Annotated in this window: 12 protein-coding genes; 1 reads left to right on the forward strand and 11 read right to left on the reverse strand. The window is 48.6% G+C overall.

The annotated features are described in order from the left end of the window. Window positions 1–39: 39 nt before the first annotated feature. Entirely contained in the window at window positions 40–1,791 is a 1,752-nt protein-coding gene (nifJ, locus tag C7B65_RS09220; protein WP_083582847.1) for a pyruvate:ferredoxin (flavodoxin) oxidoreductase, read from the reverse strand. A 438-nt stretch (window positions 1,792–2,229) separates the two neighbouring features. Here nifJ and C7B65_RS29580 point away from each other — a divergent pair, with 438 nt between their 5' ends. Further along, a complete protein-coding gene (locus C7B65_RS29580) occupies window positions 2,230–2,838 on the forward strand; it encodes a zinc ribbon domain-containing protein (RefSeq protein ID WP_073070969.1) in 609 nt (202 codons plus the stop codon). Between the two features lie 162 nt (window positions 2,839–3,000). Here the strand turns inward: C7B65_RS29580 and C7B65_RS09225 are convergent, their stop codons facing one another. The 10 genes from C7B65_RS09225 to hoxE form a co-directional block, all read right to left on the reverse strand. Next, entirely contained in the window at window positions 3,001–3,231 is a 231-nt protein-coding gene (locus C7B65_RS09225) for a HypC/HybG/HupF family hydrogenase formation chaperone (protein WP_073070971.1), read from the reverse strand. Next, window positions 3,222–5,552, reverse strand: coding sequence for a carbamoyltransferase HypF (gene hypF / locus C7B65_RS09230; RefSeq protein WP_073070973.1), 2,331 nt, complete (start codon window positions 5,550–5,552; stop codon window positions 3,222–3,224). The genes C7B65_RS09225 and hypF overlap by 10 nt, the downstream gene beginning before the upstream one ends. Beyond that, window positions 5,549–8,353: a bifunctional acetate--CoA ligase family protein/GNAT family N-acetyltransferase gene (locus tag C7B65_RS09235; RefSeq protein ID WP_073070975.1), complete on the reverse strand. Its 2,805-nt coding sequence runs from the start codon at window positions 8,351–8,353 to the stop codon at window positions 5,549–5,551. The genes hypF and C7B65_RS09235 overlap by 4 nt, the downstream gene beginning before the upstream one ends. Before the next feature lie 9 nt (window positions 8,354–8,362). Next, a complete protein-coding gene (hypA, locus tag C7B65_RS09240; protein WP_073070976.1) occupies window positions 8,363–8,704 on the reverse strand; it encodes a hydrogenase maturation nickel metallochaperone HypA in 342 nt (113 codons plus the stop codon). Continuing rightward, window positions 8,686–9,186 carry a hydrogenase maturation protease gene (locus C7B65_RS09245; protein WP_083582849.1) on the reverse strand — a complete coding sequence of 167 codons (501 nt, stop codon included), beginning with the start codon at window positions 9,184–9,186 and terminating at the stop codon, window positions 8,686–8,688. Before C7B65_RS09245 ends, hypA begins: the two co-directional genes overlap by 19 nt. Window positions 9,187–9,291: 105 nt before the next feature. Continuing rightward, entirely contained in the window at window positions 9,292–10,743 is a 1,452-nt protein-coding gene (locus tag C7B65_RS09250) for a Ni/Fe hydrogenase subunit alpha (RefSeq protein ID WP_073070978.1), read from the reverse strand. A 12-nt stretch (window positions 10,744–10,755) separates the two neighbouring features. After that, a complete protein-coding gene (locus C7B65_RS09255) occupies window positions 10,756–11,298 on the reverse strand; it encodes an NADH-quinone oxidoreductase subunit B family protein (RefSeq protein WP_073070980.1) in 543 nt (180 codons plus the stop codon). A 239-nt stretch (window positions 11,299–11,537) separates the two neighbouring features. Continuing rightward, entirely contained in the window at window positions 11,538–12,248 is a 711-nt protein-coding gene (gene hoxU, locus C7B65_RS09265; protein WP_073070984.1) for a bidirectional hydrogenase complex protein HoxU, read from the reverse strand. 391 nt (window positions 12,249–12,639) lie between these two features. Next, window positions 12,640–14,265, reverse strand: coding sequence for a NuoF family protein (locus C7B65_RS09270; RefSeq protein WP_073070986.1), 1,626 nt, complete (start codon window positions 14,263–14,265; stop codon window positions 12,640–12,642). 38 nt (window positions 14,266–14,303) lie between these two features. Next, a complete protein-coding gene (gene hoxE, locus C7B65_RS09275; RefSeq protein WP_073070987.1) occupies window positions 14,304–14,831 on the reverse strand; it encodes a bidirectional hydrogenase complex protein HoxE in 528 nt (175 codons plus the stop codon). Window positions 14,832–14,840: the final 9 nt, after the last annotated feature.

Here is a 14,840-nt window from a genome sequence, read left to right on the forward strand (position 1 = left end):
CTCATACTCACCCCTCTTGGTTGCATCACTGAGGTAATATCATGATTGAATGATTAAATCAAGTAGAGGTCGCACCCCCATCACAGTGTTGATGTGCCCACCCATGCCATTGTTGTGGGCAACTTTATTGGCATTAATAATGTAAAACTTCAGATGTTGCTCAACGATTTGCTGCTGCATGGGTTGGGGTAGATGTTCCCACACTTCCTCAGTGTTGTACGGAGTATTCAACAAGAAGGTTCCACCTGCAACAACATGCTGAAGCATATCAAACCGTTCCAGGAATGCTGACTGGTGACAGGCGACAAAGTTTGCACAACTAATCAGATAGGATGAGCGAATCGGTTGTGAGCCAAACCGTAGGTGAGAAATGGTAACGGAACCTGATTTTTTGGAGTCATAAACAAAGTATCCCTGAGCGTAGTTGTCCGTTTCTTCACCAATGATCTTAATTGAGTTTTTGTTAGCTCCAACTGTGCCGTCCGAACCCAGTCCGTAAAAGATAGCGCGAATGACCTTATCTGATTCGATCGAAAATCCTGAATCATAGTCCAGGCTAGTGTGGGTGACATCATCATTGATTCCCACTGTGAAATGGTTTTTTGGACTAGCGGCTGTCAGATGATCAAATACACCTTTGATCATCGCAGGTGTAAATTCTTTGGAAGATAGTCCGTAGCGACCGCCGATAATTAATTTTGAGTTTTGAGCTTTGAGTGTTGAATTTGTTTCATAAATAGCGTTGACCACATCCAGGTATAACGGTTCGCCTGTGCTACCGGGTTCTTTAGTGCGATCGAGAACAGCGATCGCCTTCACACTCTCAGGCAACACCTCAACAAATCGTTTGACATCAAAGGGACGATACAGCCGCACTTTCACCACACCGACTTTTTCACCACGGGCATTCAGGTAATCAACCGTTTCATGAACTGCTTCGCAACCCGACCCCATCAACACAATTACCCGTTCGGCATCGGGTACACCGTGATAATCAAACAGGTGATAGGATCTCCCCGTTAATTGCCCTAATTGCTCCATCGCAGTTTGCACGATGTCTGGACAATCTGCGTAGTATGAATTGACCGTTTCCCGTGCCTGAAAATAGACATCTGGATTTTGGGCTGTTCCTCGCAGGACGGGATGATCAGGAGACAGTGCCCGCGATCGATGCGCGTGAATCAAATCTTCATCAATCAGCGATCTCAAATCCTCCTGCTCTAACAACTCGATTTTTGCAATTTCATGAGACGTGCGGAAGCCATCAAAAAAGTGCAGGAAGGGAATTCTGGATCGCAGCGTGGCGGCTTGAGCAATCAGAGCAAAATCTTGCGCCTCTTGCACAGAAGCAGAGCAAAGCATAGCAAACCCAGTAGCACGAACCGCCATCACATCACTATGGTCGCCAAAGATAGAAAGTGCCTGTGCTGCCAGCGATCGCGCTGCCACATGAAACACGGTCGGGGTGAGTTCTCCGGCAATCTTGTACATATTTGGGATCATCAGCAACAATCCCTGGGATGCAGTGAAGGTTGTCGTCAATGCACCCGTCTGCAAGGCTCCGTGAATGGTTCCAGCAACCCCTGCTTCGCTCTGCATTTCAACCACAGCAGGAATAGTGCCCCAGAGGTTTGGCTTGTTCTCAGAAGCCCAGACATCTGCCCCTTCAGCCATTGGCGTAGAAGGCGTGATGGGATAAATAGCTATCACTTCATTCAGTTGATAGGCAACTTGAGCAACGGCTTCGTTAGCATCAATGGTTGCAACAGTTCTCAGCTTAGAATTTGCCATAACCATAGAGTCCCAATGATTGGCTATAGCATTGAGGTTAGGTAAACAGTTTGAGGAACTTGTGAGGAATCAGACAATTTCTTTGGGCGTTCTTGCATCACGAGTGGAGAGGAGCGATATACGGTGCGCTTAATAGCACATCCGATCGTCTCCGTAATGAATATGAAAATATATGAAAAGATTCTGCCTATTCACCTTCAGCAGCACATTATGGAGAAAGATTCTACCGAAGTGCTAAATTTGGGGCGTTATGCCGAATCCTTCTGCCTATTCACCCACTACGGGATCTTAGGCGGAAGCTTTCAGTCTATTAATAGTTAGCCTGACGGGTTGAAGCCAGATTCTAAAATCTGCTGAAGAATTGTCAGGTTTTTGGGTCTACTCACAAGTTCTTCAAATTTATCTCCCATAATCTGGGTAAGAAGAAAAGGAGTGATTATGCCATCCTACACGTCTGACAAATATCAAGTACCCCTCTTTCGAGATTGCCCTCACTGTAAACAATCTATATCTTCAAACTTTCGCTATTGTCCTCATTGCGGAGTCTCGCTAATACAACCGATTCCCAACTATATAGATCCTTCAATCCCTAATTACATAAAAGCCCCAAAGGGGTTTACTCCTACTCCACCTGAATATCCGCGGCAAATTGATCCTCCAATAAAAATTGATATTCATTCGGAAGCGATACCCAACGAATATTGTCCACACTGCGGACAACTTATAATTCGTCCAAAACCTCTCGTAGACCCTCTCATTTTTGATGGACGGACGAACTATGTCCCCTCAAACAACGGCTCATGCTTTATTGCTACTGCCTGTAACGCAGACACAGAAACTTTAAGCACATTCTACAAATTCAGAGACAAAATTTTGTTGCCTTCGTTCTTTGGCAAAAAATTAGTCCAATTTTACTATTGCTTTTCACCTAGCATAGCTCAGGTTATCCAGAAATCTAAGATACTTCAAAACTCGATTTTATCTATATTACTCAAGCCGTTAGCAGCTTTATTGAAGCTTACTGTTCTTTACCCCAAAGAACCTTAGTGCCTTCGTATCAATGCTTGGCTATTGCCTTATTAGGAGGATTAGTGGTCTAACAATCCTGTTGGAGTGGCGAGCAGAGTTTTCTTGCTTCTATTCAGGGCTGTTATCGCCGCTCAACAGGGGCGTTATGATAATCGATATCGATCGCGCTTCATTGCACGATCAGGTCTGAATTTGCTCTAAGTACCTCAATGTTCGTTCTGCTTCTTGAGGGTCAAGAATACTGAGGGCAAAGCCCACATGGACGATCGCATAATCATCGATTTTTGCTTCAGGCACATAGGCAAGACTGACTTCTTTAATTACGCCTCCAAAGCTGACTCTACCAGTCCGCAGCAATGGATCGTCCTGATTGTGGATGCCGATAATTTTTCCTGGAACTGCTAAACACATCGTTCTTTACCTCCTGAAATTTCCCGTAGCGCTGCCATGATTTGACCCAATGCAATGCCGCCATCGTTGGCTGGAATCTTCTGGTGCCAGTAGGGTCGAAATCCTTCTGCTCTCAATCGTTGAATGGCGCGTTCGGTTAGATATTTGTTTTGAAAACAGCCGCCTGTAAGAACGACTCGCTCTTCTCCAACTCGGTTCGCGATCGCTACTATCATCTCAACCAGTGTGTTATGAAACTTGGCTGAGATATTGCTGATCGATAGACCTGATCGACTATCAATTAAGATTCTCCGTACCATCGCTGCCCAATCTAAGATCTCCGACTTCTTTGGAGAAGTCGGAGATCTGGTTGATTGAATTTCAAATGGATAGGATTCATCGGTTTCAAAGCCCTCGATCGCAAACTCTAATTCCATCGCTGCCTGCCCTTCAAATTGGATGTATTGACGCAATCCGAGGATTGAAGCGATCGCATCAAACAAGCGTCCGGCACTGGATGTAATTGGAGCATTGAGATTCTTGTTCAGCATAGTTTTCAAGATTTTTAATTCTTGATCTGAGAATGTTTGTATAGAGTCAAGTGCCTTCATCTCAAACACCTGATCACCATACAGCTCGTAAAGCAATCCGATCGCCGATCGCCTCGGTTCTTTAACGGCTTTATCTCCTCCAGGCAGATGGAACGAACGCAGGTGAGCAACCCGCCTAAAGGTCGTATCGGTGATGTGCAGAAATTCACCACCCCAGAGAGTGCCATCCGATCCGTAGCCTGTGCCATCCCAGGCAATGCCTAAAACGGAACCCTCAAGCTGATGCTCTGCCATACAGGAGAGGATATGAGCGTAGTGATGTTGAACGGGGATAACCGGAATCTGCAATTGATTAGCAAGTTGATGAGCGAACTGTGTAGAGCGATAATCGGGATGTAAATCGCAGGCGATCGCAGTCGGTTGCAGTTCATAGATCTGTTGAAAACTAGCGATCGTTTGTTGAAACGCCTCAAATGCCGGAACTGTCTCCAAATCGCCAATGTGCTGACTGACAAAGACCTGCTGATTGGTTGAAAAGGCGATCGTATTCTTTAAATGTGCGCCAACGGACAGGATTTTGGATTTTGAATGAATTGAAATCGGCAACGGCGCATAGCCCCGCGCACGACGCAATACCACTTTCTGTTCCATCACCACTCGAACAATGGAATCATCAATTGGACGGGCGATCTCACGATTATGAATAAGAAACAAATCAGCAATGGTTCCGAGCCGTTGGATGGCTTCCTGTTCATCGGTGCAAATGGGTTCATCGGCAAGATTGCCACTGGTTGCCACAATAGGAAAACCCACATCAGCCATCAGTAGGTGATGTAAGGGCGTGTAGGGCAACATGATGCCTAGATACGGATTGTGGGGGGCAACAGATGGGGCAATTTTAGCGTTGAGAGTTTGGGTTTTGGAGTGTTTTAAGAGAACAATCGGAGCTTCGGGCGATCGCAACAACTGTTCTTCTAACTCTGAGACTTCGCAATCAGCCTTGATTAACTCCAGGGAAGGATACATCAATGCAAAGGGTTTAGCGGCTCGTTGTTTTGCTTGCCGCAATCGCTGAATTGCTGTCTCATTACGAGCATCAACCATTAAATGAAATCCACCCAAGCCTTTGATCGCCACAATCTTGCCCTGGCGAATTGCATCTGCTGCTATCTTCAAAGCATTGTCGTGAGACGCGATTTCACCGGATGGATTCCACAATTGTAGATGAGGTCCGCACTGCGGACAGGCATTGGGCTGGGCATGAAACCGCCGATCGCCAGGATTTCCGTACTCTATTTGACAATCTCTGCACACTTTGAAGTACTGCATCGTTGTGTTAGAGCGATCGTAGGGAAGCGCGTCAAGGATGCTGAAGCGAGGACCACAATTCGTACAGTTGGTGAAGGGATAGCGATAGCGGCGATTTGTAGGGTCAAAGATCTCCTGAAGGCACTCTGGACAAGTGGCGATGTCGGGCAGAACAATAGCTGTTTTCTCACCCACAACACTTTTGCGAATTTCAAAAATAGAATAACCAACTGGATCAAACCATGAGGATTCTAAACTTTGAATGTGCGATCGCGATGGTTTTTCTTGATTAAGTCGGTGCAGAAATGTATCGAGCTGCGATCTCACTCCTTCAATGTCAATCACGACACCTTGAGCAGAATTATTGACCCAACCCGTTAACCCTAAATCAGCCGCTAACCGATAGATAAAGGGACGAAAGCCGACCCCTTGAACAGCTCCCTGAATCACGAGATGTAATCGTTGCTGGAATACAATATTCATCGTGTGATTTGTTGTACCTCAATCGTTGCTTGCATCACGCCTGCTTCGATCGATCGCAGGCTAAATCCTAACTTTTCACAGACTCGCTGCATCGCAGAATTATCAGCCAGAATTTCGGCATGAATGTGTTCTAGCTGTTCATCCTGACCCACTTGGAGCAAACGTTTCAGCAGTTCTGTGCCTAATCCCTGACACTGGTAGCGATCGCTGACCAGGAGCGCAAATTCTGCCTCATTGGTGCCGTGCAGTTTGCTGAGTCGGGCAACTGCCAGAATTTCATGCGCTTCGGTATCTGGATGAGTATAGTCAGCCACCAACGCCATCTCGCGATCGTAATCAATAAAACAGAGTCGCGTCAGGCGATCGTGAGCCGTGCGTTGACTGAGTTTAATCAGATGAAAATAGCGAAAATAAACGCTTTGTTCAGACAGTGTTTTGTGGAACTGAATCATCAGCGGTTCATCTTCAGGACGAATGGGACGAATGGTGAGGAAGGTGCCATCCTTCATTGTCCAAGCAGAAAGGTATTGCGTGGGATAAGGGCGAATTGCCAGCCTGGGTAACTGATCCAGGTGAATATCCAGTCCATGCAAAACGATGCGAGCATCCAGAGCGATGAATGGAGCCGACTCCTGGCTTCTGGCTAGTAAGGGATTGATATCAATTTCTTTGATCCACCGTTGCTCGACGACAAGTTGACTGAAGCGCACCAATAGTTGCTCTAATGCGGCTAAATCAACTGCTGGTCGTCCGCGAACGCCTTTGAGTGCCCGATAGATGTGGGTTTGTTCCATCATCCGTCGCGCCAGTGTGGTGTTGAGTGGCGGTAGAGCGATCGCCCGGTCTTCAAACACTTCTACCAGTTGTCCACCCGATCCAAACAACACGACAGGTCCCAACTGATCATCCAGACTGCTACCCATGATCAGTTCATAGCCGTCGAGTTTAACCATTGGCTGAACGGTAACGCCAATGAAGGAGGCGGGATCAGCAACAACAGCCGCTTCAATGTTTTGATATGCTTTTCTAACAGCATCAGCATCGGCAAGATTCAACTTCACGCCACCCACATCTGATTTGTGGGTGATGGTTTGTGAGAGCAATTTCAGCACAACCGGATAGCCGATCGCATCTGCACAATGCACTGCATCCTCTTCACTCTGGGCAACACAGGTTTGAACGACAGGAATGCCGTAAGCATGGAGAATTTGTTTAGATTCGGCTTCGGTTAGTAGGGTGCGATCGGCTTGACGAGCGGTTTGGATGATGGTTTCTACCAAGGGGCGACCCCTTGCGGGTATCTCGAAGAGATCGGGAATTTCTGCATCTAATCCAGCTAATGTAGGCGTTTCGTAGATGCCTCGCAGGTTATAGCTGTAGCGCCACATGTCGCTGAACACTCGTGCGGCTGCATCGGGATAGGCATAGGTGGGAATGCCAGCCTGGTTGAGAATTGCCTCCCCTGCTGCCACATCGGCTCCGCCCATCCAACTTGCCAAGATCGGTTTATGTTTTAGAGATGCTGTAGAGGTTTGTGTAGTTTCGACATAGGCTTTCAACTGCTCGGCTGTTTGTGTAGGATCGGTCATCGCTTGCGGCGTGAGAATGGTCAACAAGCCATCACTGTTGGGATCTTGAGCAGCAATTTCCAGTGCTTTTGCATAGCGCTGTGGATCAGCGTCACCGAGAATATCGATCGGGTTGTCATGACTCCAGTGTGTGGGCAGGACTTGATTCAAGTGGGCGATCGCTTCCTCCGATAGTTCCGCCAGTTCTCCGCCAGCAGCAATCAGCGCATCAGTAGCGAGTACGCCTGGACCTCCGGCATTGGTCAAAATCGTTAAGCGCGATCCTTGCGGACGGGGTTGTTTTGCCAGCACTTCTGCCCTATCAAACAAGTCAGAAATGGTGTCAACTCGCAGAACCCCACAGCGATGGAAGGCAGCATCCAGCACCCCATCACTCCCCGCTAAAGCTCCGGTGTGGGACGTGGCGGCTTTGGCAGCGGCGGTAGTGCGACCTGCCTTCAGCACAATAATCGGTTTGGTGAGGGCAACTTCCCGCGCTGCGGAGAGAAACGAACGGGCATTGGCGATCGACTCCATGTAAATCACGATGCTGTGGGTGTGCGGATCGTCGCCCAAATAATCGATCAAATCACCCCAGCCCACATCCAGCATGGAACCCACTGACACAAACGCACTGAAGCCCACATTCTCCCGCAAACTCCAGTCTAAAATGGCGGTACACAGTGCCCCACTCTGGCTAATAAAGCCCACATTGCCAGGACGCGCCATTGCTCCTGCAAAGGTGGCATTCAAACCCGTAAGTGGATTCATCACGCCCAGACAATTTGGACCAATAATGCGTAAATTACCCCGCCGTGCCCGTTCCAAAATTTGCGCTTCTAATGCCGCCCCCGTTGCCCCCGATTCCTTGAATCCCGCCGAGATGATGATCGCGCCTTTGACCTTTGCTTCTACGCATTCCGTAATCACATCAGGAACGCCGGGAGCAGGCACAACTACGATCGCCAGATCAACGGGTTCAGGAATGCTGCTAACGGTGGGATATGCCTGAATCCCCAGCACACTATGTCTCTTAGGATTGACTGGAAATACTGTGCCACCAAAAGTGTGGCTGATCAGATTCCAGAGCACTGTTCGCCCGACACTGCCAACCCGATCGGTCGCCCCAATCACCGCCACACTTTTTGGTGCAAAGATGGCTTTTAGAGGTTGATGCTCAGTCCGCAAGATATCGTAGGCTTTGTCCATCGCTGACTTAAATGTTTCGGGCATCACCCCTCCTCAAGACACATCGAGAAATGCCAATTCAAACTCTTGTCCTTGTTTCACCTCGCAATTGGGCTGGTGACACTCAGGACATTCATACAGTAAATCTGTGGGTTGAAATTCAAGCTGGCAATTGGCACAGTAACAGACCACAGGAACTAGCTCTGTTTCGAGCCGAGCATCTTCTGCGATCGTGCCTTTTTTCGCAATTTCAAACGCAAATTCCAAAGAGTCGGGTACAACTCCAGAAGCCGCACCCACTCGCATATGCACTCCGTCAATATGGTGAGCGCCTTCCTGTTTGGCACGTTCCACAGCCCGCTCTAAAATACTTTGCATCATCCCAACTTCATGCATGATTCTGTCCTCATTGATTGCATTAACTGTTCAATTTCCTGGAGTGCTGCTTCCATGCCCTGATTCGCAACCACAGAAAAGCACTCTCCCAACTCAAAATTTATCCCCGGCACCATCACCCACCACGCCTGGGGATGTTTGCTATAGAGCGCCTGTGTCATTGCCAGCAACACCTGCGGTTCACACCAATGTCCTGATGTGATGCCATCAGCAGGCTCCAGTAGGCGAACTTGGATCTCTTGGTCTGCGGTGGCAGGATAAGCATCAATAAAAATGGCGATATCAACCTTTGCCAGCAATTCAACCAATTCGGGGGTCAGTTGGTGAACGGCGATCGCCTTCACATTCGGCATTCCCCAAGTTGCAATCTGTTGAGCAATCTCCTGCCCTACGCCATCATCACTGCGGAGCGGACTGCCGTAACCAATCACTAGAATCGATCGGTGCAAGCTTTTGAGTGTAGCGGCTAGGTGGCAGTCCATGATGTGTTCCTGATAATTTCCTGAGGAGCGATCGACCTATTGGCTCCACTTTGAGGTTAGGAAAACAATTTGATGAACTTGTGAGGGTTTATAAAAAATGAATCATTAATCTCGCCAGGTTTCGTTGAGCAGCGTGCCATCAGCACCAACCAGTTGAACATGGAGCGGCATCTGCCCAGCAGCGTGGGTGGAGCAACTGAGGCAGGGGTCAAAAGCGCGAATTCCGGCTTCCACTCGGTTTAGCATTCCTTCCGGGATATCAGAACCGTGGATGAAATGGCGGGCGATCTGCGCCACAGTTCGGTTCATTGCCAGGTTGTTTTGTCCGGTGGCAATCACTAGATTCACTTTCTGCATTAGCCCGTTTTCGTCTACCTGATAGTGATGAAATAACGTACCGCGTGGGGCTTCGCTGACTCCCACACCTGACCGTTGATTAATGCCTGCATCGGCTCTTAAATGCGTTGAGAGTAAGTCTGGATCATCGATCGTTTGTTCAATTTTCTCGATCGCGCCCAAAATCTCAATCAAACGGGCGTAGTGGTAGAAGAATGAAGATGTAACGGTGCCATGACCGCGATCGCGAAATTCCCGCAGTTCTTGATCCGCTAGGGGTGTCCCAATCTGGGTGCAAATATTTAGCCGTGCCAGGGGGCCTACGCGATAGATACCGCTGTCTAGCCGACAGTGATCGTTCTGGTCGGGGTAGCCCAAGGGACGGTAGTAGGGGGATTTCAAGTAGGAATCCGATTCCACCGCTTCGCCAATAAATTCCTGGTAGCGAGCGGGATCGAGGCGGTCAGCGACAATGTTTCCGGCACTATCGACAAAGCGAAGATAACCGTCGTAATGCTCCCATAAGCCATCGGGTGTGACCAATCCCATAAACAGAGAGGGAAAATTGCCAAAGGTTTGGGCTTCGCGTTCGTGAGTCTGAAGCAATTGCTTAAATTGTTCTAGAGCATTCAGGGCAGTGGTGCGGACTTCTGGAATGCGATCGCGGATATGAGTCCGTCCCTCTTCAGACAAGGGTTCTCGCACTCCACCAGGAACCGCCCAAGCGGGATGAATTTTGCGTCCCCCTAATTGTTCAATAATCTCTTGTCCAAACTGACGGAGGCGAATGCCGCCCCGTGCTAAATCAGGGTTAGCCGCCATTAACCCAAAGATATTGCGCGTTTGGGGATCACTTTCCATGCCCAGCAACAAATCGGGTGCGCTGAGGTGAAAGAAGCTGAGGGCATGGGACTGGATGATTTGTGCCAAATTCATTAAGCGGCGTAGCTTGACCGCTGCGGGGGGAATCGTGACTGCCAGAATGCGATCGCCCGCCTTAGCCGATGCCAGCAGGTGGCTAACGGGACAAATGCCACAAATCCGCGCTGTAATGCCTGGCATTTCCCACAGCGGTCGTCCCTCACAAAACTTTTCAAATCCGCGAAATTCTGTGACATGAAAGCGGGCATCGGTGACTTGCCCGACATCATCCAGGTAAATTGTAATTTTGGCGTGTCCTTCAATCCGCGTCACCGGATCAATCACAATTCGCTGAGACATCAATCCTCCTCCTTAGCCGAATTTGATTTGTTGTCCTTCTAGATGAGGCATATTGCCTGTTAATAGCGGTTCCAGGGCAGCTCGAATCCGATCGGCGGGCGGTGGACAACCAGGCAGGTAAACATCGACCGGAACAACAGTATGAACAGGCGTGACCCGATCGAGCAAAGGCGGCACAATTCCCGGCTCAGTGGGAATCTGAGCATGAAGATCAGCCGCTTCGATGTAGCATCGTTGCAGTACAGGTTCAGCACTGCCAAGGGAGTTGCGGAGAGCCGTGACGTTGCCAGTCACCGCACAATCGCCAAAGGAAATCAGCAACCGCGATCGTGCTCTGACTTTGCGAATCATGTCGAGGTGATCTTCGTTGGCGATCGCCCCTTCCACCAGCACTATATCCACACCTTCTGGATACTCTTTAACATCCATAAACGGGCTATAAACGAAGTCAACTTGGGCTGCCAAATCAAACAGCCATTCGTCCAAATCCAGAAAGGACATATGGCAACCGGAACAGCCACCTAGCCAAACGGTTGCGAATTTTATCCGTGCCATATTTCCCTCCAGTTATCCTTGTGCAACAACTTCTTGCTGCTTCTACTAAATGAAGTGAGTAGCCTGGAGCAAAAATATGTCCAGAGCTTCCTTGATTTGGTTCACCATTGCAATGGCTGGTTGAGGCAGGAGAGCGGCTTCTGCAATCAAGAGGAATAATGCAAAAATGAACCATAAAATAATCCACAGATAAGTTTCGGGAAAATGCGGTCGTAACATATTAACTACCTCTTTTAGGACTACCATTGTTGTTTTTGACGAGCTGTTGCAATAAATTCAATCCGGGCGCGATCGTGCACCATTTCACCCACACTGGAACCTTGATGAAAAATTGCCCCTGTGGGACAAGCTTCAACACATTTGCCGCAAGATGTACAGGTTTGAGACGTGCCCCAGGGTTGATTGAGATCTGTAATCACATGGGATTGAGAACCCCGACCCGCCATATCCCAGGTATGTACGCCTTCCAGTTCATCACAAACGCGAACACAGCGAGTACACAATACACAGCGATTGTGATCCATGCCAAAGCGATCGTGGGAAAGATCCACTTGGCGATCAGGAAATTGATACTCCAGTCGCACATGATCCATTCCCATTTCGATCGCTAAATCTTGCAGTTCACAATTTCCATTGGCAACACACACAGAACAAACATGATTGCCCTCTGCAAACAACATTTCAACAATTATGCGGCGATAATTTTGCAAGCGATCGGTGTTGGTTTGAATCTCCATGCCCTCTGCCACTTTAGTGACACAGGCAGGTTGAAGTTTAGAACTACCCGCAACCTCAACCAGGCAAAGCCGACACGCCCCCACCTCAGAAACCCCCTCCAAATAGCACAGCGTAGGAATGTGAATACCCGCTTCCCGTGCTGCATCCAGAACGGTTTCTTCTTCACGGGCACTGACTAAGCGATCGTCGATCGTTAGGGTTTTGACAGCCATAAATTATTCCATTAAAGATGTAAGTTTCAGCAGATCAAAATTGGAACTTCAAGGGGGTTTGACTTGAAAAATCTATAGTGGTTCTTTTTTAGTAATTTTCTTCAACTCTAGTGCTCTGCACTTAGGACACACTCCGTCCAAAACTTCCGATTGGAAAAATAGTGTGTTGCATTTAACACATGACTGTGGTGGTATGATTTTTGTCTTTTGTGTTAGTGGTGGAGAAATTTTATTGTTTTTCTCCTCTCCTTCTCTGCACTCCGAACATATCCCACCCAACATTTGCCATGAGAGAAACTCTCTATAGCACTTTGTACACAACTGTGTTTCTCTCAACATCCTTTAAACCCTCCTACCTCAGAAAAGAAATAGACCTTAAAGCTGTCTCTCATCACGGTTTATCAATCAATGTCCTATATTCATCCTCGAAGTGGCGCAAGGTGCTGAGAACTGGGTTTGGAGCAGACTGACCCAACCCACACAGGCTCGTGTGTTTTACCATATCGCACAGTTCCTTGAGCAATTCCATATCAACGTCAGTTGCTTGACCTTCTCGAATCTTTGTCAGCAATTGATGGAGTTGCATAGTGCCCACTCGACAGGGAATGCATTTGCCGCAAGACTCATCTCGGCAAAACTCCATAAAGTAATGCGCCACATCCACCATGCTAGTCGTCTGATCCATCACAATCATGCCACCCGACCCCATCATCGAGCCGAGCTGCGTCAACGATTCGTAGTCCACTGGCGTATCAAAGGCTGAGGCAGGAATGCAACCGCCAGAAGGTCCACCCGTTTGCACCGCTTTTGCTGACCCGCCATCGGGCACGCCGCCCCCCATTTCCTCCACAATTTGCCGCAAAGACGTTCCCATCGGCACTTCAATCAGGCCCGTATTGCGAATTTTGCCTGCCAGCGCGAAAACTTTCGTGCCTTTGCTTTTTTCGGTGCCAATGCTGGCAAACCAATCGGCTCCGTGGCGGATAATGGGGGCAATATTAGCAAAGGTTTCGACATTGTTGATTAACGTGGGGAAGCCCCACAATCCCCGTTCGGCTGGATAGGGAGGACGCGGACTGGGAACGCCCCGCTTGCCTTCGATCGATGCCATCAGCGCCGTTTCTTCTCCGCAGACATAGGCTCCTGCGCCAATCCGAATATCAATCCGAAAGTCGAAGGGAGAATCGAACACCTGACTGCCTAAAAGTTTCAACCGTTGCGCCTGTCGAATGGCAATTTGCAAACGACTAATCGCTAAGGGATATTCAGCCCGGACGTAAATGTAACCTTGAGTAGACCCGATCGCATAAGCCGCGATCGCCATTCCTTCCAGCACCCGATGCGGATCGCTTTCCAGCACACTGCGATCCATGAATGCCCCCGGATCACCCTCATCCGCATTGCAGATCACATATTTACGTTCTGCGGTTGCCTTTGCCACCGTTGCCCATTTCAAACCTGTGGGATAACCACCTCCACCTCGACCCCTTAACCCACTGTGGGTAATCGCATTGATAACGTCTGTTGGCTTCATCTCATACAGGGTGTGGTAAAGCGCCTGATAGCCCTCAGCAGCGATGTAGGCTTCGATTCGTTCTGGGTCAATTTTGCCGCTGTTTTCCAGGACGATCGTCCGTTGCTGGGTAAAAAATGGCTGAGTGAGATCGCCCTGCTGGAGGGTCGTTGGTGTATTTGCAGGGGTTTGGGATTGAAGGGTTGCGACGATTGCAGAAACCTGATCGGGAGCCACTTTTTCATACAGAATTTCAGAATGCTCCAGTTCTGCTGAAGTATCAATCTGAACCAGTGGACCTTGGCAGCACAACCGCATACACCCTACACCAGAAACCTGCACGGTGTCTGTCAACCCTGCTTCTGTAACTGCCTGTTCCAACCCAGTTTTAACCGCCAGTGCATTAGAAGAGAGACAACCCGCCGCAACACAGCACCGAATTTGCAACGCTTTTTGAGATTGGCGTTCCTGTTCAGCAATTTCCAGTAGTTCAGAGAGATCCATAGTGATTGATTATTGCTGTGTGATTGATTCCCTGTTCCCTATTGCTCTTTTCCCAAATATTCCTTCAGACGATCGCCAACCAACTCTGGTGTTTGATGACCACATACTGTTCCGTCAAACACAACGGCAGGGGCAATCCCACAGGCTCCCAAACAGCGGGCAATTGAGAGAGAAAGCTGATTGTCCGCTGTCGTTTCACCTGCATGAATCTGGGCAGATTGCTCAACCGCTGCCAGCAATGCCGCTGCACCTTTGACATAGCAAGCAGTTCCCGTACACACTACACAGCGATGGATGCCTTTGGGTGCCAGAGAAAACAGATGGTAAAACGTCGCCACGCCATAAACCCTACTGGGAGGTAGCTTCAGGCTATGAGCAACGTAAAGCAAAAGATCGTTTTCGAGATAGCCAAACAGTTCTTGCGCCTTGTGCAGGATTTCAATTAACGCATCTTGTTGATACTGATGCCGTTTCATCGTTGCGTCTAGTATCTGAAAACGCTTGTCTCCACTGGGATGCTTGAGTGAGACCCCTTTAGTACTTCTAATTTGCTGACGAGTGGTCATGATCGGTAA

It is taken from the genome of Phormidesmis priestleyi ULC007 (genome assembly GCF_003003695.1).
Taxonomy (GTDB): domain Bacteria; phylum Cyanobacteriota; class Cyanobacteriia; order Leptolyngbyales; family Leptolyngbyaceae; genus Phormidesmis_A; species Phormidesmis_A priestleyi_A.